The 25,789-nt window shown below is 42.5% G+C and carries 18 protein-coding genes; 10 read left to right on the forward strand and 8 right to left on the reverse strand.

Features of this window, described 5'->3' with window-relative positions:
• The first annotated feature begins 55 nt into the window (after positions 1-55).
• The 3 genes from lhgO (at position 56) to M9194_RS00920 (ending at position 5,413) form a co-directional block, all read left to right on the forward strand.
• Positions 56-1,291, forward strand: a complete 1,236-nt coding sequence (gene lhgO, locus M9194_RS00910) for an L-2-hydroxyglutarate oxidase (protein WP_250610369.1) — start codon at positions 56-58, stop codon at positions 1,289-1,291.
• Positions 1,292-1,303: 12 nt separating this feature from the next.
• Entirely contained in the window at positions 1,304-4,135 is a 2,832-nt protein-coding gene (locus M9194_RS00915) for an FAD-binding and (Fe-S)-binding domain-containing protein (RefSeq protein WP_250610371.1), read from the forward strand.
• Between the two features lie 618 nt (positions 4,136-4,753).
• A complete protein-coding gene (locus M9194_RS00920; protein WP_250610374.1) occupies positions 4,754-5,413 on the forward strand; it encodes an aquaporin in 660 nt (219 codons plus the stop codon).
• Positions 5,414-5,447: 34 nt separating this feature from the next.
• Here M9194_RS00920 and M9194_RS00925 read toward each other — a convergent pair whose 3' ends face one another.
• The gene (locus M9194_RS00925; protein ID WP_250610376.1) at positions 5,448-5,897 is read right to left on the reverse strand and encodes an SRPBCC family protein; all 450 of its coding nucleotides are present in this window, start codon (positions 5,895-5,897) and stop codon (positions 5,448-5,450) included.
• 180 nt (positions 5,898-6,077) lie between these two features.
• Here M9194_RS00925 and M9194_RS00930 point away from each other — a divergent pair, with 180 nt between their 5' ends.
• The 7 genes from M9194_RS00930 (at position 6,078) to gnd (ending at position 16,188) form a co-directional block, all read left to right on the forward strand.
• Positions 6,078-6,665 (forward strand): TetR/AcrR family transcriptional regulator, encoded by a 588-nt coding sequence (locus M9194_RS00930; RefSeq protein WP_250610377.1) that lies wholly within the window; start codon positions 6,078-6,080, stop codon positions 6,663-6,665.
• Positions 6,666-6,760: 95 nt separating this feature from the next.
• Positions 6,761-7,789, forward strand: coding sequence for an NADP-dependent oxidoreductase (locus M9194_RS00935; RefSeq protein ID WP_250610378.1), 1,029 nt, complete (start codon positions 6,761-6,763; stop codon positions 7,787-7,789).
• 15 nt (positions 7,790-7,804) lie between these two features.
• Positions 7,805-8,464, forward strand: a complete 660-nt coding sequence (locus M9194_RS00940) for an NAD(P)H-dependent oxidoreductase (RefSeq protein ID WP_250610379.1) — start codon at positions 7,805-7,807, stop codon at positions 8,462-8,464.
• Positions 8,465-8,885: 421 nt separating this feature from the next.
• Complete coding sequence (locus M9194_RS00945) at positions 8,886-11,762, forward strand: HD domain-containing phosphohydrolase (protein ID WP_250610380.1); 2,877 nt, start codon at positions 8,886-8,888, stop codon at positions 11,760-11,762.
• A gap of 740 nt (positions 11,763-12,502) precedes the next feature.
• Complete coding sequence (gene zwf / locus M9194_RS00950) at positions 12,503-14,005, forward strand: glucose-6-phosphate dehydrogenase (protein ID WP_250610774.1); 1,503 nt, start codon at positions 12,503-12,505, stop codon at positions 14,003-14,005.
• A complete protein-coding gene (pgl, locus tag M9194_RS00955; RefSeq protein WP_250610381.1) occupies positions 14,002-14,718 on the forward strand; it encodes a 6-phosphogluconolactonase in 717 nt (238 codons plus the stop codon). Before zwf ends, pgl begins: the two co-directional genes overlap by 4 nt.
• Before the next feature lie 21 nt (positions 14,719-14,739).
• Positions 14,740-16,188 (forward strand): decarboxylating NADP(+)-dependent phosphogluconate dehydrogenase, encoded by a 1,449-nt coding sequence (gene gnd, locus M9194_RS00960; RefSeq protein WP_250610382.1) that lies wholly within the window; start codon positions 14,740-14,742, stop codon positions 16,186-16,188.
• A 133-nt stretch (positions 16,189-16,321) separates the two neighbouring features.
• On the opposite strand, the gene M9194_RS00965 is transcribed toward gnd, so the two are convergent.
• The 7 genes from M9194_RS00965 to M9194_RS00995 all read right to left on the reverse strand — a co-directional run bounded on the left by M9194_RS00965 (position 16,322) and on the right by M9194_RS00995 (position 25,627).
• Complete coding sequence (locus tag M9194_RS00965) at positions 16,322-17,041, reverse strand: YqcI/YcgG family protein (protein ID WP_250610384.1); 720 nt, start codon at positions 17,039-17,041, stop codon at positions 16,322-16,324.
• On the reverse strand, positions 17,038-17,916 hold the full coding sequence (locus M9194_RS00970) for a hypothetical protein (protein ID WP_250610386.1): 879 nt from the start codon (positions 17,914-17,916) through the stop codon (positions 17,038-17,040). Before M9194_RS00970 ends, M9194_RS00965 begins: the two co-directional genes overlap by 4 nt.
• A gap of 56 nt (positions 17,917-17,972) precedes the next feature.
• Positions 17,973-19,190 carry an MFS transporter gene (locus tag M9194_RS00975; protein WP_250610387.1) on the reverse strand — a complete coding sequence of 406 codons (1,218 nt, stop codon included), beginning with the start codon at positions 19,188-19,190 and terminating at the stop codon, positions 17,973-17,975.
• Between the two features lie 953 nt (positions 19,191-20,143).
• Complete coding sequence (locus tag M9194_RS00980; RefSeq protein ID WP_250610390.1) at positions 20,144-22,216, reverse strand: sensor histidine kinase; 2,073 nt, start codon at positions 22,214-22,216, stop codon at positions 20,144-20,146.
• An 8-nt stretch (positions 22,217-22,224) separates the two neighbouring features.
• Entirely contained in the window at positions 22,225-23,235 is a 1,011-nt protein-coding gene (locus tag M9194_RS00985; RefSeq protein WP_250610392.1) for an ABC transporter substrate-binding protein, read from the reverse strand.
• 118 nt (positions 23,236-23,353) lie between these two features.
• The gene (locus tag M9194_RS00990) at positions 23,354-24,091 is read right to left on the reverse strand and encodes an SDR family NAD(P)-dependent oxidoreductase (protein ID WP_250610393.1); all 738 of its coding nucleotides are present in this window, start codon (positions 24,089-24,091) and stop codon (positions 23,354-23,356) included.
• Positions 24,092-24,217: 126 nt separating this feature from the next.
• Positions 24,218-25,627, reverse strand: a complete 1,410-nt coding sequence (locus M9194_RS00995; RefSeq protein ID WP_250610394.1) for a sugar porter family MFS transporter — start codon at positions 25,625-25,627, stop codon at positions 24,218-24,220.
• Positions 25,628-25,789 lie beyond the last annotated feature (162 nt).

The following is a 25,789-nucleotide window of genomic DNA, read 5'->3' on the forward strand; positions in this document are numbered from 1 at the left end:
CACTTGAAAATATTTTCATGCACTGTGGTTACATCACAGTTAAAGGGAGACATCAATGCCTGTAGAAGCACCGGAAGAATTTGATTTTATTGTGATTGGTGGAGGTATTGTCGGCATTGCAACCGCGTGGCAGCTCATTCAAAAATACCCAGAAAGAAGGATCGCACTACTTGAAAAAGAATCGTCCTTAGCAAGCCATCAAACTGGACACAATAGTGGTGTGATACATGCCGGAGTTTACTACACACCTGGAAGCTTAAAAGCCGACCTATGCAAGCGTGGAAACATGCTCCTGAAACAGTTTTGTACACAACACCAGGTCCCTATCAAAAACTGCGGCAAGCTTTTGGTTGCCACGAATAAGATAGAATTAGAGAGAATGAACAGGCTGTATCAAAGATGTTTGGACAACGGTATCAAAGTCAGCAAAATTGATAAGCTTGAGTTACAAGCTCTGGAGCCCAATATTCAAGGCGAAAGTGCACTCCATATTGAAGCGACAAGTATTGTTGACTTTCGAGTGGTGAGTGAGAAGCTTGCAGAAAGCTTCATTGAAATGGGTGGTGAAGTGTTTCTCAATACTGAAGTCACCAGCTTGAATGAATGTGAAGACTGGATAACTATCGCAGCAAGTGAGCAAGGAAATACAAAAACCATACGCAGCCAATTTTTAATCACCTGTGCAGGGTTGATGTCAGATAGAGTGGCAAAAATGCTCGATATCGACATAGACTTTCAAATCATTCCTTATCGAGGAGAATATTTTAAACTGGCAGAGCATCACAATAGCCTAGTCAACCATCTAATTTATCCCATCCCTGATCCAGATTTACCGTTTCTCGGTGTGCATATTACTAAAATGATCGACGGTAGTGTCACGGTCGGCCCAAATGCCGTGCAAGGCTGGAAACGCGAGGGTTACGGGGATAAAAACTTCAGTGTTTATGATGCATGGGAAATGCTGACGTTTTCCGGTTTTTGGAGAGCAACGTTAAAACATTTCGTCACCGGATTAAAAGAATACAAGAACTCTTGGTGCAAGAAGGGCTACTTAAAATTGGTACATAAGTACTGCCCCACGATTTCCCTCGACGAGCTACAGCCACATCCAGCCGGAGTTCGCGCCCAAGCCGTCATGTCAGATGGCTCATTAGTGCATGATTTTTTATTTGCTGAATCTCGCCGAAGTTTACACGTTTGTAATGCTCCTTCACCAGCAGCCACATCATCGATAGCCATTGGCGAGCATATTATGTTGAAGCTCGGCGAAAAAGTAAAAACAAGCGAATAGCATGGAGCAGTCATGTTAAACCCCCAGCCCGATGAACCATATACAACCTTAGAAAAAAATCTTCTTAGTCAGTTACAACCGAATCAGATAGTGACTCAAGAAGAAAAAAGGCTAGCCTATGGAACCGATGCAAGTTTCTATCGACTGATACCAAAGATAGTGCTCAGGCTAAGTTCACTAGATGAGGTGATTTTTTCGATAAAACAGTGTCGAAAACTCAACCTACCATTCACATATAGAGCCGCTGGGACCAGCTTGTCTGGTCAAGCCATATCCGACTCAGTGCTGATTACTTTAGACGATAACTGGCGAGACTACAAAATATCTGAAAATGGTGAAAAAATCACCCTACAACCTGGGGTCATCGGTGCCGATGCCAACAAATACTTGGCACCGTATAAACGTAAAATAGGTCCAGACCCGGCTTCAATAAACGCTTGCAAAATAGGTGGCATAGCCGCCAATAACTCCAGTGGTATGTGTTGCGGAACGGCGCAAAACACATACAAAACCGTCGAGAGTATCAAGGTTGTTCTTAACGATGGGACTTTACTCGACACGTCTTGTGAGCAAAGTATCGCGAACTTTCATGTGGCCAGGCCCGATATTATCGAAGGCATCAATCAGCTTCACCAAGAAACCAACGCCAATCATTCGCTTGTACAAAAAATTCTACATAAGTATCGCCTAAAAAATACAACAGGGTATTCACTTAACTCGTTAGTCGATTACCAAGACCCAACCGATATCATTGAACACTTAATGATTGGCTCTGAAGGCACACTTGGGTTTATCGCAGAGATCACCTATAACACCGTTGTCGAACATACCGATAAAGCCACCTCTCTGTTTGTGTTCGCAAATATTGAACAAGCGAGCCTCGCGGTGAGCGCAATCTCCCAAAGCCCAGTCGCAGCTGTGGAGCTAATGGATGGGCGAGCTCTACAATCCATTGCAGACAAAGAGGGTATGCCCAGCTTTATCAAGTCACTCAACCAAGAAGCCAGCACGATACTAATAGAAACGCACGCTGAGTCCAGCCGCCAACTTGACACCAATATTCAAGCAGTATTAACAAAACTCGAGGGATTTGAAATCGTAGAGTCCGTGCCGTTTACCACTGATACAAAAGTGGTCACGTCACTTTGGGCGATGAGAAAAGGGCTATTCCCTGCAGTTGGAGCTGTTAGAGATGTTGGGACAACGGTCATTATTGAAGATGTCGCTTTTCCAGTTGAACACCTAGCCCATGGCGTACGCGATCTACAAGCCCTGTTTGACAAGTACCACTACTCTGAAGCCATCATATTTGGCCATGCATTGGATGGCAATTTGCACTTCATCTTCACGCAAAGTTTTGCGCAGGAAAGTGAAGTAGAACGGTATCGACAGTTTATGGACGACGTTGCTCAACTGGTTTCGTTAAAATACCAAGGTTCACTCAAAGCCGAGCACGGCACAGGGAGAAATATGGCGCCCTATGTCGAATTGGAATGGGGGAAAGATGGCTATGAGCTAATGAAGAAGGTAAAAGCCATTTTCGACCCAGACGGACTGATAAACCCTGGTGTAATAATTAATGAGAACCCACATGCCCATGTCGAAGATCTGAAACAAATGCCCGAGGCAGATCCCATTGTTGATAGGTGTATCGAATGTGGGTTTTGCGAGCCCGTGTGCCCATCTAAGTCTCTTAGCTTGACACCGAGACAACGTATCGTCTTGTATCGTGAGTTACGTCGTCGACAGTCCGATAACTTACCACACCAGAGTTTACAAGATTCATTTGAATACTTAGGCATAGATACATGTGCAGCAACTGGTTTATGTGCTGAGCGGTGCCCAGTTGGCATCAATACGGGAGAGCTAATCAAATCTCTTCGCAGCAACAAATACAGTAAATTTACTCCAATCGCAAAATGGTCTGCAAATCATATCGGGTTTGTCAGTGCTTCAACAAAGTTTGCCCTCTCATCCAACTCGGTGTTACGAAGAATGTTCGGGGACCGTATGATGCAATCATCAGTCAACGGCGTTAGAAAACTAACCAAAGGATCTACCCCTTATTGGATGCCTGAATACCCACGCGCTAATTCGCACCGACTTCCATCTAGCCCCACTTCGAAGGCGCTTTCTGATAAACCCACCGTTGTCTATATGCCCTCTTGTGTCAGTAGAAGTTTGGGCCAGTCCACCTCTGCCAAAGATCAACGTTCACTCACTCAGGTGACGCTTTCGGTTCTTAAGAAGGCGGGGTATGAGGTTATTATTCCCGAACAAGTTCAACAGCTTTGTTGTGGTATGCCTTTCGACAGCAAAGGAATGAATGAACTCGCTGATAGCAAGTTTCAGCAACTTGAAAAACGGCTATGGGAAGCGTCTGACCAAGGTCGATTACCTGTTTTATTTGACACTAGCCCATGTGTGAAATCCGTCTTGGAGCGCCTGAAAAAGCAACTTGATATTTACGAGCCAACACAATTTATCTGTGCTCATTTGGTAAGCAAGTTAAAAGTTACGCCCATTGATGAGCCTGTCATGCTGCACGTCACGTGTAGTTCAAAGAGGATGGGGCTGGCTGACGAGATGGTAAACCTAGCACAGCTTTGCGCCAAGGAAGTGGTCGTTCCAGAACATGTATATTGCTGCGGATGGGCCGGAGATAAAGGCTTTATGACCCCAGAATTAAACCGCTCTGCCCTTTCAAGCTTAAAGCAACAAGTGCCCAAAGGTTGTACACAAGGGTTCAGTAATAGCCGTACTTGTGAAATCGGGTTGTCCCACCATAGTGGTATTACTTATCAATCCATTATGTATTTAGTGGATGCCGCCACGAGCAAGTAATTAATAAGCTCCAGAGAAGAGTATTAACAATTCACTGGAGCTTATCGATCTCAACTAAAATACAAGATTCACATGCGTTAGTTGCACAAATATAAGTGATTCTCATTGGCTTTTTAGAATTGAATGAATGCATTACACGCTGATAGTTGTTATTTCCATATACTGACAGTGATAGTTTACCGCTGTTACATAGCTGTGACTTGAATTCCATTTGGTGAATGAATGGGTTTTTTATTTCATCCAACGTTTGGCCATCCGTCACTTTCTGTATGCACATTGTATTGGTAACTTCGAAAGCATTGCTGCATATAGGCAAAACTGAGCTCATGGCGGCCACCAGAACCCCTGCAAAATATTTCACTAACAAAAACCCCTATCATTAAAAATAATAATTATACGTGTATTTTATGCTCCCTAAAAGTTTATTGCTTACATAAAATCCTCTTATTGATTAAATACAAACTACTCCTTATTAATACTTCTCTTCCACATTATTTACACATTCGAATAATTATATTTACCAAGAGAAATACGGAGTGACTTAATAGTCGTTACATCTGAACTGAGTCACCCTTAAATATTGACAAATTACACATGTTACTTTTTGAGGGATTTATTATGAAGATTTTTGTAAATAGGCCTTTCTTTGCGGAGTTGATTGGTACTTATGCACTTTCATCAATTGTACTCATCACACTTACACCAGATACGCCCTTCCCCGTTGCCACACCAATAGCCGCAGCCATTACGTTAGGGTTATTTGTTTATTTGATTGGCAACACCTCTGGATGTCACATCAACCCAGCGATCTCTTTTGCTATGTTCGTTTCCAAACAAATTTCTGCAACAAAGCTATTCGAATATATCGTTGCTCAATTTATTGGTGGTTACTTAGCGTATCTTATGATCAGCTTGTATGTGCCTGCCGGACAAGAAACCTGGCTTATTCCGTCTCATGCCAATGAATTTACTGGTGTCGGAGAGATGCTAGGTGCTGCGTTTTTTGCCTTTGGAGTTTTCTCAACGTTATATATTAAGCTAGAGAAAAGTCTAATCGGAGTCATAGTGGGTGCATCTCTTTTGATCGGTATCACCATCTCTCACAATGCTTCTTTTGGTGTATTAAACCCAGCTGTTGCATTTGCAACGAAAGCGTGGAATTGGGATTACCTAGTCATGCCGTTTGTTGGTACTACGATTGGTGCGTTAATTAGCATGGCGCTACTCAAATATAATCCGACTCTAGAGTCGAAGAATATATCGGCGCGCCGCTCTTAATGCTTTATACCCAAGTTTCGTTCAAGTAGAGAAATTACGCTTTTTCTTGCTCTGCCAATAACTTAATAGCTGGAAGCGCTGCATTCCAGCTATTATTAAACATGCTGGAGAAGTCCGGGTGAGTTTCTACGGTTACGCTTAGTAAGACATTTTCACCATCTTGATCCAATTCCAGTTTTTCTTTGCAACCGATCCATTTCTTTGCAACATCACTGTCAATATCTTGGATATGCTCTGGATTAAAAATCGCGACATGATGGTATTCAACAAGTTTTCCGGGCTCAATGTTATCTATGATCGCTTTCGTTCCACCTAATGAAGGGTCAAAAAAGATCACTTCTTCTCCTTCAAGCCAACTCCCCTGAAATACCGGATCAGGAGAAAAGGCTTGAGCCCAAAGTTGATAATACTCTAATTGCGTTATCACCTTCCAAACCAGATCAATGTTGGAGTGGATTTGAATTTGAAAGTTCAGCGTTAACATTTATTGGCCCATAGTGATTATTTCCTCTTATAGGTATAGGGTATTTTCAACGTAAGTTAATGAGTAGATTCTAATTTCGGGACACAATCGATAAGAATTGACAACATCTCTGGAATGAAACGTCAAAATAGATCAAAAAAACAACTAGACGACTGGTCTATTTTTATCTATAGTACCTCCATGAACAAAAAAACAACTGATACAAAACAACACATACTCGACATTGGATACCAAATAGTGGTAACTAAAGGCTTTAGCCGTATGGGTTTGTCAGAGTTACTAAAAACGGCAGAAGTACCGAAAGGTTCGTTTTACCACTACTTTAAGTCCAAAGAGCAATTTGGCGAAGCTCTGATCCAAGATTATTTTCATCAATATATGAAACGCTTGGATACTCAGCTGCACCAAGACAGCGACAATTATTTGAACAATATCGTTCGGTATTTTGCGGGCTGGATAGAAGTCGTAGATGGTACTTGCAATGCGCATAAGTGCCTCATTGTTAAGCTCGGAGCTGAAGTATCTGATCTATCCGACCCAATGCGTGAAGCACTTCGTAAGGGCGCAAATAAGATTATGGTTGAAATTGGAAAATGCATTGAAAATGGCATTAAGCAAAAGCAAATTTCACCTCAAGATAGTTTCGTTACCGCACAAACTCTGTACCAGTTGTGGTTAGGTGCTAGCTTAATCAGTAAGCTCAGCAACGATTTATCTGGATTAGAGCAAGCGTTAGAAACGACAAAGGGCCTATTGGCACCAAGTTAAACTGTCTATCTCACAACGAAATCGCCCGCCGGCATGGCGGGATTTTTTGAAACACACACTAGACGACTGGTCTAATACAAATAACAGGAAAACTCATGAAGAACACGAATCGCAAGATTGTATTAGCTTCTCGACCAAGCGGACAACCTACAACGGACAACTTTCGTTTAGAAGACTCCGATATTCCTTCTCCCCAACGTGGAGAAATTCTGTTGCGCACTATCTATTTATCGTTAGACCCATATATGCGTGGCAGAATGAATGATGCAGAATCGTACGCCGAGCCTGTAAAGTTAGATGATGTCATGGTCGGCGGTACAGTTGCTCAGGTGGAGCAATCTCAACACGATGATTTCGCTGTCGGAGACTGGGTTCTGTCCTATTCAGGTTGGCAAGACTATGCCATATCTAACGGTGAAGGCCTCATTAATCTAGGAAAAAACCCTACTCAGCCCTCTTACGCGTTAGGCGTGATGGGAATGCCTGGCTTTACTGCCTACATGGGCCTTATGGATATTGGTCAACCGAAAAAAGGCGACACATTGGTCGTTGCAGCCACAACCGGTGCGGTAGGTTCCATCGTCGGCCAGATTGGTAAACTCATGGGCTGCAAAGTGATTGGTATTGCTGGCGGAAGCGAAAAATGCCAATACGCCATCGATAATCTTGGATTTGACCACTGTATTGATCACAAAGCACCAGACTTTGCTGAACAACTTGCGGCGACGGCGGAAAACGGGATTGATATCTACTTCGAAAACGTCGGTGGGAAGGTCTTCGATGCCGTTCTTCCTCTTCTTAACACTGGCGCGCGTATTCCAGTTTGTGGGCTCATCTCCCAATACAATGCAACCTCACTACCAGATGGCCCCGATCGCATGTCATCGCTTGTGGCAACACTGTTGATCAAGCGTATCAAAATGCAAGGCTTCATCATTTTCGATGACTACGGCCACCGATACAACGAGTTTTCTCAAGCCATGCAGGAATGGCTATCACAAGGAAAAATCCAATATAAAGAACACGTGATAGAAGGCCTAGACAAGGCACCTGAAGCCTTTATTGGTCTCCTCAATGGCGAAAACTTCGGCAAACTCATTATTCATACGAATCAAGCAAATTAATACTAGGAAAATACTATGTCTACTCATCCAATTATTGCTGACCTAAGTCAGCGCTATACAGCAAAACGTTACGACGCCAACAAACGTGTGTCCCCACAAGATTTAGACGTCATCTATGAAGCGATGCGCCTTTCTGCCTCATCAATCAACTCTCAACCTTGGAAGTTTATTGTTATCGAGAGCGACGAAGCAAAGCAGCGCATGCACGATACGTTTGCCAACAAGCATCAGTTTAATCAGCCGCATATTAAAGCTGCTTCACACATTATTCTGTTTGCTCATAACCCAAGTTATACCCGTGACGACTATGCCAAAGTGGTAGATAAAGGCATTGAAGATGGTCGTACCGCCCCAGAGCAGCGTGAGCAAGCGTTTGGTGGCTACGCATTTGCAGAGCTCAACACCGATGAAAATGGCAACAATGCCACTTGGACCAAAGCTCAAACCTATATTGCTCTGGGTAATACTTTGCACGTACTCGCGCGCCTAGGCATAGACTCAACCACAATGGAAGGAGTTGACAGCGAGCTCATTGGTGAACTCTTTAAAGACGAGCTTGGTGGGTATCAATGTGATGTGGCTCTAGCCATCGGCTATCACCATAAAGAAGAAGACTACAACGCGCAGTTACCAAAATCTCGCTTAGCCAGAGAGCAAGTGCTCACCGTGTTATAAACAAAGTCCCTAGTGGAGGCCAAAGCTCATGACTTGGCCTCCGTTTTTCCTTCCCAATTCCCCCAGAATTAATTCAAAACCCAACATTTTTGCATCGCTAGGGCGTGTTGACCTTTTGAGGCTAAATTTTGTTCGAATTCTAAGCCTTTTAATCGCGGCGCAGGCTAAGTAGCTTAGCATTCTAAGTAATTAGCCTGTAACAAAGAGTAAAAGGCTTAGAATCGAACCCTTCGGGCAACGCCTTGGCGTCACTTTCTGCGTTGTTAGCGTTTATTTGTGTAGATGGCTACACGGCATAAACACTGCCTAGCATAAAATAACGCCAAGGCGCTGCAAAAATAGTCGCAAAAGGTCAACACGCCCTAATAGATTGAACAATACTTATAGCGAAAGACGTCGTTAGCCCAACTATGGAGACTCCATGAAAAAAAGGCGGTATTCGTTAAGTATACATATCACTAGTTTATTCTTGGTCTTGACGACATTAATTGGTGTCATTCTTATCGCTATTAGCTATCAACACTCGCAAGACCTGCTTTCTGGCAGCGTAAAAGAATTAAGCAAAGAAAATAGCCTCAAGCTTGAATCAGCGTTTCGTCAATCGGCTAACCCTATCTTAACCACATTAGATTTTATGGCATTTAACCCGATCGTTGACCAAATCCACCCGCCGGTTAAAGAAAAACGATGGCTTGCCAGCATCAGCTTAAGGTTTCAACGCAACGCCAACCTGGTTGCCTTATTTTATGGTAGCGATAGAGGAAATTTCACCTTATTTCGCCCGTTAAAAACGAACAAAGAAAGAGAAAGATTTGGCGCGCCAGCCAAGGCAACCTTACTGCTAAACTATACTCGCGTATCCGGCCTCAATGAATTTTACTATTTCGATGGCAATTTAAATCGCATTGGTTACAAAAAAACCAATGACAACGAGTTTGACCCCCGACTTCGCCCTTGGTACACCAATGCAGAAGTTGACGGCTCCATTCGACTCACTGATCCTTATCTGTTTTACTTTCTCAAAACCCACGGTGTCACACTTTCCAAACGCTCTTATGACAATAAATCGGTGGTGGGAGCTGACTTCACACTCCAATCACTGTCGGATCAAATCGCCAATATTGGCTACTCGAAAAGCTCTAAATTGGTCTTATTCGATAGCAACTTCAAAGTACTGGCATACCACCAAATCGGATTGGGTGAAAAAGGTTCCAGCCAGAACATATCGGCGCGACTCAAACAGAATGTATTTAGCAGCATCCTCAATCGCACCAGCCTAACACCTTTGTATGAAATGGTGACCTATGCGGGCGAACCTTGGTCTGTCACATTAACCCCGGTTTCACTCAACAAAAATGTTCGTTTATTTCTCGCTGAAGCGACGCCTCGTTCCGACCTTCTCGCTAACCTGCTATTGATGAGAGATAAACAGGTTTCTGTCGCCGTTTCTATGTTGATTATTTATTGTGTCGTCGTCTGGCTTATTGCGAATAAAATTGCTCAACCATTACAGTCGTTGGTAAGGTCGACGAGTAATATTACAAGATTTGACTTCCAAAAGGCTCGCTACCCAAAAAGTCACATTAAAGAAGTCGCCAACCTAACCCGTTCCATCGAGCTGATGGAGCACACGCTGCATGATTTACTGCGGTTATTGCGAGATACAGCCAGCAACCAAGATTTTTCACTGCTAGCCAAAACCATCACCCGTCAAAGCTACCTTGTGACCAAGGCAGAGACCATTGTCTTATATACCTATAAAAAGGAAAACAATCGCTTTGAGTCTTCAGCAAACCACGCCATCATTCCATTTAAAATCGATCTCAATGAGCTACTCACCAATACAGCATGGCTTAGTAATCAACTCAAGACCGGAGAAGTCATTCACTTAAACAATAGCGATAACGTTCTCACTCGCTATGAGGACAAACTTTACAATTCAGATATCTATATGTTTCCTTTAGTTAATCGGGAAAAGTTACTGGTTGGAGTGCTACTGCTTGGCTACGAACGTCCGATCACTCTGGAACAACTTGATAAACACGATTTTTTAAAAGAGCTACTCAGTTTTGCCGAGATCGCTAAAGAGAACATAGATCAAATACAGCAGCAAAAGCAGTTGTTGAAGGTCTTTGTTGAGTTAATCGCCTCAGCAATCGACCAAAAGTCACCGTATAATGGCGAGCACTGCCAGCGCATCCCTGAACTGACCAAGCTTATCACCAAAGCTGCTCAGGAAGATGATAACTACTTTCCTCAGTTTGGTTTAACCAACCAGCAATGGGAAGGCCTCTGGCTTGCATCCTGGCTTCATGACTGTGGCAAAGTCACCACACCGGAATATGTCATTGATAAAGCCACGAAATTAGAAACGGTTTACGACAGGATTCATGAAGTCCGCATGCGCTTCGAATTACTGAAAAAACAAGCTGAAGTGGATTATTGGCAGGGAGTCGCTGAGGGTGAAGACGCATCCTACCTAAAAGACCAACTCGATAGCTTACATCGGACACTCGATGCAGAGTTTGCCTTTATCGCTAAATGCAATAAAGGCCAAGACACCATGACACAAGACGACCTGGCAAAGTTAAATCAAATTGGTCAAAGGACGTGGAAGAGAACATTGGATGACCAGCTAGGCACTTCTGATTTTGAAGTCCAACGTGCTGGGCAACAAGCAAACTTACCCACAACGGAGACGCTCCTATCAGATAAAATGGTTCATCGCATTCCATGGCCAGCGGGCCACTTACCCCAAGAAAATTGGAGCGAGAAGTTTATTCTCACACCCGGAGAGATTAAGTTTAACCGTGGAGAGCTGCACAACCTATCGATCCCCAAAGGCACTTTGACGCAAGAAGAGCGTTTTATCATCAATGATCACGTCATACAGACCATTACTATGCTAGATCACCTGCCCTACCCTGAACACCTAAAAAACGTTCCAGAATTTGCCAGCGGTCACCATGAAAGAGTGGACGGACAGGGCTACCCACGAGGTTTGGCAGAAGATGATTTATCTATCCCAGCGAGAATAATGGCCATTGCCGATGTCTTTGAAGCCCTGACATCGAGCGACAAACCTTATAAGAAGTCGAAATCCCTAGAGGAAGCGATAGGTATTATGACCAAAATGGCGACATCAGGTCACATCGACCCAAAGATCTATCTACTTTTCCTAGAAAAAGAGGTGGACAAAACCTATGCAAGAATGTTTCTTTCCCCCGATCAAATTACCGATATTGATAGAGAAGCGCACATTCAAAAGGTGAAAAGCTATTTGAAAGAGCAATTTTGAGCCTTTGGTGAAGTATTCTCACTCTGGAGGCTCAAACTTTTACTGATAGCTCAAAATCAAATGGTATGAGTTAAAAAAGAACCCACCACTGATCATGATAACAAACAGGGCTAATAAGATAGTTTTAATGTTTACTTTCACGTCGTTGTCTCAAATAGGTTAAAACATTAACCGAGTAGAAAGCTTGCAAACATTGCAAGTAAGCAAATGAATTCAACTGCTTAATTAGCAAATTACTCGATCATCATCAACTATGAGGGTGCAAGCATATCGGGATTTATACCGGATGTATATAGCCGCTCGCTTCCACGCGTCTACCCGAACAATATGTTGGAAAAATAATTTTTCAAAAACAATCAATTAAACGTCATCATTTTGATACATTTACGAATTATTTTATTGCATTTTTTTCTAGTGACTCGCGGCCAATTCACTCTTACTTCTAATTTATCAATAAGTTACTAGGTATTGATTTGAATTTAGTAAATTAGACATGTAGTAAACTTTAAATGATTCCGCGCTTAGGTATTGATGTAAGTCAAAATGTCATGGACAATAGCACCATGTTGGAAGTGATCTGCATCACTGTTGTGCAAGACAAAGCCGCTAAGAAATCACTCATATATTCTTCGACTATTAGATTTGCACTATCAGATTAATTGGCATTTTCTACTATCAAACACACAGTCGCGCTGATAACGTTGGCGCATTAGTTTAAAGTCGCTCTCAAAGGAAAGATGATGGTAATACCCGAAAACAGCAGCATCGTTATATTCGGTGCCTCTGGTGATCTGACTTACCGCAAGTTGATCCCTGCCCTCTATCACTTATACGCTAGCAACCAGCTACCAAAATCTTTTGCAATCTTAGGCGTCAGTCGAACGGAATACAGTGACGAATCATACAGAGACAAGCTAAAGCACTCTCTACTTGAAATGGAAGAAACTGAACCTGAAGCGCTAGAAAACTTCATTCAGCATTTGCATTATCAATCGATCAACACCTCTGATGTGCAAGATTACGCAAGACTTGCCACTCGCCTTGATCAATTATCTCAGCACTACCAATTTGAAACTCGCAACACGCTTTTCTATCTCGCAACACCTCCAAGTCTCTATAGCGTTATTCCAGAAAGCCTTGCCGCTCACGGTCTAAATGATGAATCAGATGGTTGGAAACGACTCATTGTTGAAAAACCCTTCGGCTATGATTTAAAATCCGCGCAAGAGCTAGACCAGTCTATCCATAAGCACTTCCAAGAACATCAAATTTATCGTATCGACCACTACCTAGGTAAAGAAACCGTACAAAACCTTCTTGTATTCCGTTTCTCGAACGCGATGTTTGAACCGTTGTGGAACCGCAATTACATCGAATATATCGAAATCACAGGTGCTGAGCACTTGGGCGTAGAAGAACGTGGTGGTTATTACGATGGCTCTGGTGCTGTCCGTGATATGTTCCAAAACCATCTTCTTCAAGTTCTCGCGATGGTCGGTATGGAACCACCAGCGCAAATCAATTCAGATTCTATGCGTGATGAAGTGGTGAAAGTACTGCAATGCTTAAAACCTCTTGATGAACACGATCTACGTAATAACCTAGTGCTTGGACAATACACCGGTTCTGATGTTCGAGGTGAGTTCTTACAAGGCTACCGTGAAGAACCTGGCGTAGCAGATGATTCAAGAACAGAGACTTATGTCGGCTTAAAAGCTTACATCAATAACTGGCGTTGGAACGGCGTACCTTTCTATATCCGCACAGGTAAACGTCTGCCGACTCGTGTCACAGAAGTCGTGATTCACTTTAAACGCACACCTCACCCAGTATTTGGGCTCGACGCACCTGAAAACATGCTGGTGATCCGCATTCAGCCAGATGAAGGTATTCAAATGAGCTTTGGCCTTAAAGAGCCAGGTGCAGGCTTTAAAGCCAAAGAAGTGAAAATGAATTTCCACTACGCGTCTCTAGAAGAAACGCAAATGCTAACTGCGTATGAGCGACTTCTGCATGATGCCCTAAATGGTGATGCTACGTTGTTCGCACGTACTGACGCAGTTGAAGCTTGTTGGAAATACGTTCAACCTATCTTGGACTTCAAACAAGATCCACAGTCCTTGTTTGGCTACGCTTGCGGTACTTGGGGACCAAAAGAGTCAGACCAATTGCTTGAACGCGACGGAAAAGCTTGGCGATTCCCTTGTAAAAACTTAACAGATACGGATTACTGTGAATTATGATCAACCATAAGATTTTCGACACACCAGAACAGGTTGTAGAAAGCCTAGCGAACGACTTAAAAACCATCAGTGAACAGCCTAACGCGGCTCATATATCACTGTCAGGTGGCAGCACGCCTAAAATGCTTTTCAAGCGCCTTGCCCAAGAAGACTACGCAAAGGCCATTCGCTGGAACAACTTGCATTTTTGGTGGGGTGACGAGCGTTGTGTTGCTCCAGATGATGAGCAGAGCAACTTCGGTGAAGCCAAAGCGTTGTTGTTCGATCATATCGATATTCCTGCTGAAAATATTCACAGAATCTTGGGTGAAAACGATCCTGAAGGTGAAGCGCTACGCTTCGCTGAAGAAATGACAGAAATCGTCCCTTGTGAAAACGGCACGCCTGTCTTTGATTGGATTCTGCTTGGTGTTGGTGCAGATGGCCACACCGCATCCCTGTTCCCAGGAAAAACCAATTACGATGAAGAAAAGCTCGCAATAACAGCGGTACAGCCTGAATCTGGCCAGATTCGAGTGTCAAAATCCGCACGAGTACTAGAAGCGGCAAAACGCATCAGCTATCTCGTTCTTGGCAGCGGAAAAGCAGATATCGTACATGAAATTCATACCACTCCAGCCAATGAACTGCCTTATCCAGCAGCCAAAATTCAATCTAGCGCTGGTGAAACGGAGTGGTACCTTGATTTAAATGCAGCAAGTAAAATTGCCTAAAAGTTTTAACGGAGATACATAATGAAAGGTGATATTGGTGTAATTGGCCTAGCCGTAATGGGTCAAAACCTAATCTTAAATATGAACGACCACGGCTTCAAAGTGGTTGCTCACAACCGAACCGCTGCTAAAGTTGACGAGTTCCTAGAAGGCCCAGCAAAAGGCACAAACATTGTTGGCGCTCACACACTAGAAGAGCTAGTGGAAAAACTAGAGAAGCCACGTAAAGTAATGCTAATGGTGCGTGCTGGTGATGTGGTTGACGCATTTATCGACAAGTTAGTCCCACTACTTGACGAAGGCGACATCATCATTGATGGTGGTAACTCTAACTACCCAGACACAAATCGTCGTGTCGCTGAACTGAAAGAAAAAGGCCTACTGTTTGTTGGTACTGGTGTTTCTGGTGGTGAAGAAGGCGCGCGTTTCGGACCTTCTATCATGCCGGGCGGCTCTCCTGAAGCTTGGCCTGCAGTAAAACCAATCTTCCAAGCCATCGCTGCAAAAACAGACGAAGGCGAACCTTGTAGCGACTGGGTTGGTAAAGATGGTGCAGGTCACTTTGTGAAGATGGTTCACAACGGCATCGAATATGGTGACATGCAGCTGATCACTGAAGCTTACCAGTTCATGAAAGATGGCCTTGGTATGAATGCTGAAGAAATGCAAGCGGTATTCAGCGATTGGAACAAAACTGAGCTTGATAGCTACCTTGTTGAAATCACTGCAGACATCTTAGGCTACAAAGACGAAGATGGCGAAGCATTGGTTGAAAAAATCCTTGATACTGCTGGCCAAAAAGGTACGGGTAAATGGACAGGCATCAATGCGTTAGATGTCGGTATCCCACTGACTCTAATCACTGAGTCTGTATTCTCTCGCTGCCTATCGGCGCTAAAAGAGCAACGTGTTGCCGCTGAAAAACTGTTTGGTAAAACAGTCACACCAGTTGAAGGTGACAAGCAAGAGTGGGTTGACGCTCTTCGCCAAGCGCTACTTGCTTCTAAGATCATCTCTTACGCACAAGGCTTTATGCTAATGCGTGAAGCCTCAGAGCAAAACGGTTGGGATCTAAACTACGGTAACGTTGCACTCATGTGGCGCGGTGGTTGTATCATCCGTTCAGCGTTCCTAGGTAATATTCGCGATGCTTACGCAAACGATCCTGAGCTAGCATTCCTTGGCTCTGATGATTACTTCAAAAACATCTTAGACAACTGCCTAGCAGCGTGGAGAAAAGTAGCAGCTAAGTCTCTAGAAGTCGGCATCCCAATGCCATGCACAACTTCAGCTCTGACTTTCCTAGACGGTTATACTACCGCTCGCCTACCAGCAAACTTGCTGCAAGCGCAACGCGATTACTTCGGTGCTCACACGTACGAGAGAATCGATCGCGAACGTGGCCAGTTCTTCCACACAAACTGGACAGGTACAGGCGGTAACACATCATCAACTACTTATGACGTGTAACTGAATCGCTCGCGATTAACAGCTAACAAAGGCCAGTGGTATTTTCACTGGCCTTTTTGTTTTCCAGCGAAAAGTTATGAAGTGTCACTGAGTGGAATATCAGAGCGCGATGTCGTAAACCCTCTTCTCTTTATCATTTAAGCTCAAATGGTCTAGGAATCCACCATTTTATGATGGGGTCACCTTTATGACGTGGTTTCAAATACTTAGGTGCCTCATGTAGCCTATTGGAGCTTCCTCTGGCTACAGTATGAGAAAAATCATTTTCGTAATCTCTACCAAGCCTAGTGAATACAGACCGTATTTTTTTTACTATCTTCACAGGGCAACCAATAGACGACTTGTTAAAATTATAGTCAAAAGAATACATTGGCTGTAAATGTATTATTACGCTCTTCTGCTTTTCTCCACCACAGTATCTAGAATGCCACTCTTCGTACAATGGTGTTGTAGTTAAGACAAAAAATCTGACTCCACTATATCTAAATTCCCAACCATCGTCTTCATAGCTTCCATCCTTCATGGGAACCAAGGTTTTAAGCTTATCTATACTTTCAGAAGATATCGCATTCAGTACTCTATATAACCACTCTGCAACATCACCCATTGTTTTACTATAATGTTCTGCAGGTGCTTCAATAACAAAGCTATCTATAGGCTCTATATTATTTTCCTGAGAATAAATTATATGTTCAACATATTTATCAAGATCACTCCTAACTGAATGTACATTTTCCTCTATGGATACCTTGGTGTCCCACTCCGATTCATTTTTCCAAAAGGTTGCCTGTGGTGCAAATATACAATGTGTTTGTTTTCTAAATAACTCTGAGTCGCAATTATTCATAGTCATACCACAAATCCTTCGTATGTATCTCTCACAAGCTGCACTGCATGATCATATATTTGCTTATCTATATCCAAGGTCAATGTATCAGTGGTATGGAAACATGAAGCACGAACAACGTTGCCATCACTTGACTTTATTGCATCGGCAATAATTTTTACACGTTTGAAAATGAACTCTTCAAACAGAGCAACCTCAACTGTTTCAATTGGGTGACAACTGTCATCAACAGTATAAAATGGCTGAATAGCATTGTCTGTAAATGTAATTGCTACCCTAACTAGTCGCTCTTCAAACTTGCTTAGCTCTGGTGTAAAAGCCTTAAATATCTTCTCCACAATTAAATATAGCTGGTATGTTCTCCACCTAAACACCATATTTTCTCTGTATGTTCTGGCTTCCCCGATGACATTATTTATCGATGACAATGAACATATAATATACTTGGCATAACTATCGAGTATACTCTCCGACTTTCTAAGTGTAACTGATAGTAATTTATCTCTATTTTCACAAGAGTAATCATCAGACTGGAGTTTATGAACACGCTCATTTGAGAGTAGGCATACGATATTCCTAGCCCATAACTGATGCGTACTCTTTATATACTCATAGAATTCAAAATTAATTCTCTCTGACATTTCATTAATTTCTGAATCGTTCATTAGCATATCATCAACGCTAAAGTAGCAGAAATACCTCCTGATATTTTTCTTTAGAAAATTGATGTCATTGAAAACCTCAAACCCCCAAGGGCATATGCCTTCAAACTTCTTGCCATACTTAATGCTAATTATATTACAAAATTCATTTATGGTTTCACGCCACATATGATTATTAAAGTAAGTATTTCCATTATTAACTAAAGCTAATTCATTCATCCTAGATCAACTTATATTTATTGTTTATTTAAACCCACTGAATACAACTACAAGCATCAACTTTCTCTTTCATTTCCAGAGAGTTTATAAAGGGAAACTTTGCTTTTCTTTCCTGCTATCGCACCCAAGAAAGTCCAAATTAAACAGGCAACTATCATTAATTGGAGAATGTTCTTCCACCCACCCCCCTGTTCCAAAAAACCACCGAATATAACTGGACCAATCGCAGCAAATAAATAGCCAACAAATTGAGCCAATGATGACAATGCCACTGTTTCCTGCGGAGTGTTGGTTCTTAACCCAATAAAACTCAAAGCCATTATAAATGCACCGCTATTCCCAACACCCATGGCGATGACCCATACTAGAGACAGTGATGGCAATAAAAGAAATCCAACTATACTTGCTAATACTAGCAAGGTAGACATAATGCAAATATAACGCTTGTCAAACTTGCCTGATAAAATAGGGAGGAGTATTAAGGATGGTAGAACACCTGCCAACTGTAGCCCTCCATGAAGAAAACCTGAGTACTCCGGTGAATACCCCATATCTACTAGTATGCTAGGAAGCCATGTAATAAACGTATAGTTTACAAGTGATGTGAAGGCTAGGAATAACGTTACCTCCCATGCTACCCATGACTGAGCCATTGTAACTAGGCCAACAGACTCACTTTTATTTTTACTTATATCTTTGTCATCATTGAGTCTAATCGACCAAAGTATGAGAGGGATAATCGCCAATATCAATGTTGACAATAGAGCAAGCTTCCAACCAGAGAGCCCTAAGATAGACACATCCTGCGATATAGGAATATACACTGAAGAACAAACAGCACCTCCTATACTTATAAATAGCACATATAAAGAAGTAAGTTCTGAAACTTTTTCTGGAAAGTATTTCTTCACTATACTTGGCAGCATAACGTTAGAAAGAGCAATTCCAATTCCTATTAATAAGGTACCCAAAAAAAGAAGATCAATCCCTCCTAATGACCTAACTATGATACCCAGCGTAATAGTGCATATCCCTAGAAATAACGTAGATACGATTCCGATTCTTGAAGAAAAATAAACTGCGATAGGAGAGAAGAAAGCAAATGCTAATAGGGGTAGAGAGGTGAGAAAACCAGCTTGGCTAGCGGACAAGCTCAGCGAGGATATTATATCGTCAATAAGCGTTGCTGCACCTGTAACTGGACCTCTCATCAACATAGCAACAGCAAATATTGATACCGATATAAGTACATTACTATTTAGTTTTTTGTTCACACGTCTATACTCGGTTGGTTGATTATTCGTAAAAATACAAAGTAAGTTACACTAAAAAATCGTATTTTTAGTGATATAAGAATCTATGGTTTTGATGGTGATATCTAAGCGCTATCAAGTAATTCATTGAAGTCTACTTGCTGCTTTTCCTTGTTATAGCCAAGCACTGAGTGATTATGATCAATTGCGCAACAATGCTAGCTTATCTAGTGTTTTAATTAAGAATAAATTAGTTTTATCACTAAGATCTCTCCAGATAATAAGTATTTTGATGAGCAATCTATCTTAGGTTTTGAATTCTCAATCCTATACCATACAAATGCAACAATATGTCTAATAAAGTTGATCAGTATCAATAAATAATATGTATATTGTTCTTTTTTTAAACACGCACACTTTATATAGAATGCTTATGGTTTCCAATTCATATAGTTCTTGTTATTTATAAAAACGACTGACGAGCCACTTTATGTCGTCGTAACGCTAAGTTGTGACAAATGCTAGTTTTTTAAATCTGCATCTATTGATGCCTTTTCTGAACACCCACTCTTTAATGCACTCCTCCATTTGAACTTGTTGACATGTCAGTCAACCATTGATGTCCTCCGCCACATTTTTTACAACGACACAAATCAGCCCTAAATTCTACGCCTATAATATTCTTGACATGGACGATGAAAAATCATCTGACTGGTCATACAGTTAACGGATAAGATGAACGACGGGTGTATGAAGATGACAATAAATAAATATTATGTTTTTGCTCCCACGGAGCTTGAAGGTTTTCACTCTTATGCTAAACACGAACAACCTTACAAAGAACATCAACGCATAGTTATGGTTAAGCATGCGCAGGAGCTAGGTGGGTATAAAGCAACACGCTCAAATCGACATAAGGTGTAAAAAGGCTATTCCATGCTTCGTACTAGAATGAGCAGCTAATTTCTATCGCACTACGACATGCAATTGACAGGCATAGTAATCACGAACTCGGTCCCTTTACCGGGTTCGCTTTCGCAACTAATGTTACCTTTTAAGTTTAGATGGACAATGTTATAGACAAGATGCATGCCTAAACCCGTACCACCTGCATTCCTTGCTGTGGTAAAAAATGGTTCAAATATATGCGTTAAGTTTTCCGACGAAATCCCCTGGCCATTGTCTTTAACCGTGATCTGGATATGCTCCCCTAACTCAGCGACTTCAAGTTTTATTACCCCACCTTTTATGTCTTTATAACCATGCTCGATCGCGTTTGACAATAAGTTGTCGATAACCCGAGATAAATTGTTTGGATCGCACGTCACGAGCAAAGGTTTTGGACACTCATACTCAATAGACATGTCTTTTTCTATTAAAGTTGGCTTTAAGGTTAAGACCGTCAGTTCTAAGTGGGAATAAAGATCAAACGTTTGAATTTGCTCTGTCGACTGAGAAACGGCTAACTGCTTGAAGCTAGTGACGATCTCAGAGGCTCGCTTTAAATTAATTTGCAAAATCTCGCCAGACTCTTGCGTCTGCTTTAAGAACGTCATCAGATCTTGCTCAGACAGTGTCTCATTTTCTAGGTCAAGAATGACTTCTTTAGACTCCCCTGACAAAAATGAGGAAGCCGTGACGCTGATACCAATCGGCGTATTGATCTCATGGGCTACACCCGCCACCAACCTACCTAGTGAAGCCATTTTTTCCTGTGTAATTAACTGCTCCTGAGCTTGCTTCAGCTCAATGATGGATTGGTTTAACTCATCGGTTCGCTCCGCGACACGCTTTTCCAAGTCAGTATTGAGTAAACGAACCTCTTTTTCAGCACTCTCAACCTTAGTTACAGATTCCTCTAACTCCCTCATGGTATCTCGAGTCCTTTCTGCCATTCTGTTGAACGACTGGGCGAGCATCTCTATTTCATCATTAGATTTAATTTCCAGTTTTTCAAATGTCTCACCTGCCTTATACTTCAACACAGCTTTTGTCAGCTTTTTCAATTTTCCAGTAATGATTTGCGTGAGCAACAGCGAAAACACGACAACGATTCCCACAATAGCCGTCGCAAGCCACAATGCCTTATTTTGCTGCTCCATGATAGGCTCATCAAATATATCTTGCGGCTGTGCGCCGACTAACGTCCACGGTTGGTACTTGAGCTTTTTAACTACCACGTAATTATCCGAAGTCTTGTGAATGTCATGCAATGAGGTAAGTTGCGTGGCGAATATCGCGTCGTTTTTTGCATTCGCCAGCTGATTTTTAAATGTGCTCAATTCAACGTTCGGCCTCACATCAAGGGTTGAGTCAATCCTGTTCTCTTGAAATAACTTACCCAACAAAGAAGGCTCTAGCTTAGCCAGAGGTTTGAACACCAGCTCTGGCAAGGCGCTATGAGCGATCCTAAGGTTATTCTCATCAATCAACATGAAATAAGGAGTCTTGTTGACCGAAGCCTTGCTACTTATCGAATTAATGACCGCAGCAGCATTATACCTAAGCCGGATGATACCCACCTTCTTGCCCCTAAAGCGCACCATGGCACAAAAATCAATCGTACTGACACCGGGGAAGTTTCTAGAAAAGGTGATGCCGGACAGGGAAGGGAAATTGGTTTTGAGCAACTCTTGGACACATTCTGATGACGCTTCACTTTTACCCACATTCGGGCGATAAGAGTCCACCAAAATGATGCCACTCATATCCAAAAGCGCGTAAGACAATATATTAACGTGATCTTGTCGGCTTAGAGCGATAAGGGTATCCCTTACCATTTTACGATGAGATGCGTCTTTCGGATTGGTCAAATATTGCTTAAACTCGGGTAACAAGGCTTCGACTCGAACCACATCCAAATTGTCAGACATAAACGCATTTAGGTTGTCATACACCCGATTAGTGACATTAACTAAGCTTTGATTGGAATACTTAACGAGGGACTTTTTCGTTTCCACCTGATTGTAGACTTGCAATATCACGATTGGCACAACCGATACCAACAGAAAAGCAAGCACATACTTAACTCGGATGGAAGTCCTCATGTTGTTCTTTACTTATCAGTCGTTAAGATGACTGAGCTAATCATTTTACTGGTATCAGGCTTCCTAGATAAGGTGCCATTGTTTAAGTAGAACTCACTGTATATATCGGCATTTTTATACACTGAGTTTTCATAGTTCTTATCAAATACTTGCTGATTATCTTGCACGGTCAGTAACTTAATACCATCTAAGAAAATATCGTCCTCAGAGATGTTTAAGCTTTTCATCAGTAGTGCTTTGGTTTTCTCTGGATTAGCGAGCCAGTATTCAATCGCTCTATCGCAGGCTCGAACAAAGGCTTTCACATCTTCCGGCCTTTCGTCTACTATCTTGCCTTGAAAAGAAATGACATCAACGATCAGCCCTGGCGTTTGTTTGCTAGTAAAGATAACCTTACCACCCGCTTTTACCGCCCTACTAATATAGGGTTCCCAAGTATGGCCCGCGTCAATTTCACCCGCTTTTATACGTTCATAAACTTGATTCGCATCAGCGTTAATGAGCGTGACATCGTCACTTGTTAATCCTGCCGATTTCAGCATTTCAATAACAAACACTTCCCCAAATCCATCGAGCGCTGTCCCAATCGATTTACCTTTCAAGTCAGCGACACTTTCGATACCTGCTCGCGCGACCACAGCGTCACCACCTACAGAATCGTCAATGGCATACACCACACGGACATCCGCATCGGGATACTTTCCGCTCGCGCTAACAATGCTGCCTAAGGGTAAGGCTAATACATCGTATTTTTTGGCATAAAATTCAGAAACGGTGGGCAATTGGTCTTCGGAAAAATGAGTCGTAACCTCGATTCCTTCATCTTTGAAGAAACCCATCTCTTTGGCAATTGTGATAGGGTAATATCCAGGCCATAGGTTGTGGGAAACACTGAGTTTGCCAGCAGAAGGGCTCGGTGAAGTTTGCGCAGTTTCTTTCGGGCGCTCACTATCATACAGCACCGAAACTATGCCGAGTAAGATCACAACAATGATGATCCATAATAGCTTCTTATTCATCCATGAACCCTCGCCATATCACATCTATTGAGCATAGACGACCACTGGACAGCGTCAAATGATGAGAGCTAACGCCCAAAAAAGCTATTGGATTAACAAGAGTGCAAATCTCACGACATTAGGTCAAAGATATCCCGCCATCAATAACCAATGTGTGCCCGATAATGTATTGGGCGCTATCCGACAACAAGTACATGATTGCATCGACTACTTCGTCAGGGTGTGCAAAGCGCTGTACCGGGACAAGCTTCGACACCTCTTCTCTGATCTCCGGCTCTTCTTGCTGCTTTCTTTCCCAACGAGAAGTCCAAGTTACACCTGGAGCAACAGAATTGACACGAATACCGTTTTTAATCGCATCTAAAGCAACCGAACGAGTCAACCCTTCTAAGGCGTGCTTGGAAGCGCCATACATCGCCGCACTTGGCGTCGGTCGCAACCCATTGATAGACGATATATTTACGATTCTGGCACCTTCTGACATCATGTTAAGTTGATATTTCATGCATAGTGCGTAAGCCCAAAAGTCGTTGGTCATCGTACTACGCAGATCATCATCGGAAATTTGGGCAAATCGGCCCGCAGAAGCAATATCAGGAGAGGCGTTGTTCACGGCAATATCTAGCTGAGAATACTTTTCTTTGATATGACCAAATGCTTCTTTCAGAACCGCTTCATTGGAGATATCCATGCGCATATAGTCAGCTGACGTTAACTGTGGGTGCTGTTCTATCGCCTGCTTCCAAGCGTCAGCATCTCGAGAACAGGTAATCACCCGGTGCCCCTCCGCCAATAACCTCAATACCGTGGCTAACCCTATGCCTTTACTTCCACCCGATACAAATGCGACTGCCATACGATTCCCTCATACAATCAAAAACACAGAAAAGGCCAATATTATCAATAATCTTGGCCTTAAAATGTGGGCATAAGCCAATATACTTATACCCAGTTACTTCAAGATGCAGGAATCAAGGGAATATTATTTGATGTGCGACGCGGTGTAGGCTGGATGAGTACTACCTGGCGGTTTATCCCAAATTTGCTCAAGTTCTTCAAGCGATTTACCTTTCGTTTCGGGTACCCATTTCACAACAAAAACAATGGTAACGACACCAAAGAGGCCATATAACCAGAATGGAAAACCGCCATGATAGGCTTGATATAGATACGAGCTCTTCGAATTCATCATAGGGAAAGTTTGAGAGACAAGATAATTAGCAACCCATTGAGCGAAGACAGCAATAGACAGAGCTTTTGAGCGCACTTTATTGGGAAAGATCTCCGACAATAATACCCAAGTAACAGGGCCTAAGGACAGTGCGAAAGCCGCTATGTAACCCAAGACAAAAACGACAAGATAACCCCCAACAGCATCTAAATACGCAGCAGTGCCAATGGCAAACATAGAAATTGACATCACAGCTGCTCCCACAATCATTAAAGGCTTGCGGCCAAACTTATCCACGGTGAAAATAGCTATTACAGTGAACAACAGATTCACCGCGCCAACTAAAATCGTCTCAAACATAGCGACATCCGTGCCTGATGAGGTAAGGCTCTTGAAGATAACCGGTGCATAATATAAAAAGACGTTGATCCCCGTAATTTGTTGAAAAACACTCAGCGCAATACCAATCAACAAGACTCCAGTAAGCCCGGTTTGGCGGATACTTACGGCCTTCTTATTGGCTGACAACAAAGACTGCTCTATCTCTTGCCACTGCTCATCGATAGGCTCGCCTTTATTGATTTGGCGCAGCAACTCTTTCGCCTCTTTATCTCGCCCTTTCATGGCAAGCCAACGAGGAGTATCTGGAATGAAGAGTAATAAGATAAAGAAAAGCGCTGCAGGTACCACACCACTCGCGAACATCCAACGCCAGCCAACCGTGTTTAACCAAACATCATTACCGATTAGAGCAATGCCATAGTTGACGAAATAGATGAGCAACATACCAAATATAATGGCGAATTGATTGCAAGAAACCAGTGCTCCGCGCTTGTTGGGTGGCGCAATTTCAGCGATGAACATTGGCGATACCATGGATGCGATACCGACTCCAACTCCACCAACAATTCTAAAGAATACGAAGGATTCAAATGAAAAAGGCATCGCCGCCCCTACGGCAGAAACAAAAAACGCACCAGCCGCCATCAAAAGAGTGCCTTTTCGGCCATATTTAGTACTTAATCCACCAGCAATAATGGCCCCTATCACACAGCCTATTAGTGCAGAAGAGGCACCAAACCCTAACTCTGCTGGTGTTAAGTGAAAATAAACCTGTAGAGACTCAGCGGCTCCAGCTACCACTGCTGTATCATACCCAAATAATAAACCACCCAACGCGGCCACCATGGTAATCAACAGCAAGTTTGTCGACTTCTTCATTTTAGTTCTCCCCTTATCATTCTGATAATATTTTCATCAATTAAGGAGTGTCTCTGTATTACGTAATATGCTTTTATAATCGTAAAAAGCGCTTTGTGTGAACTAAATCTAGCAAGTAATATATAGAGTCAGTTAAATGGTATTTATAAATACAAAAGGATG

This window comes from Vibrio sinus (assembly GCF_023634645.1).
In the GTDB taxonomy this organism is placed as follows: Bacteria; Pseudomonadota; Gammaproteobacteria; order Enterobacterales; family Vibrionaceae; genus Vibrio; species Vibrio sinus.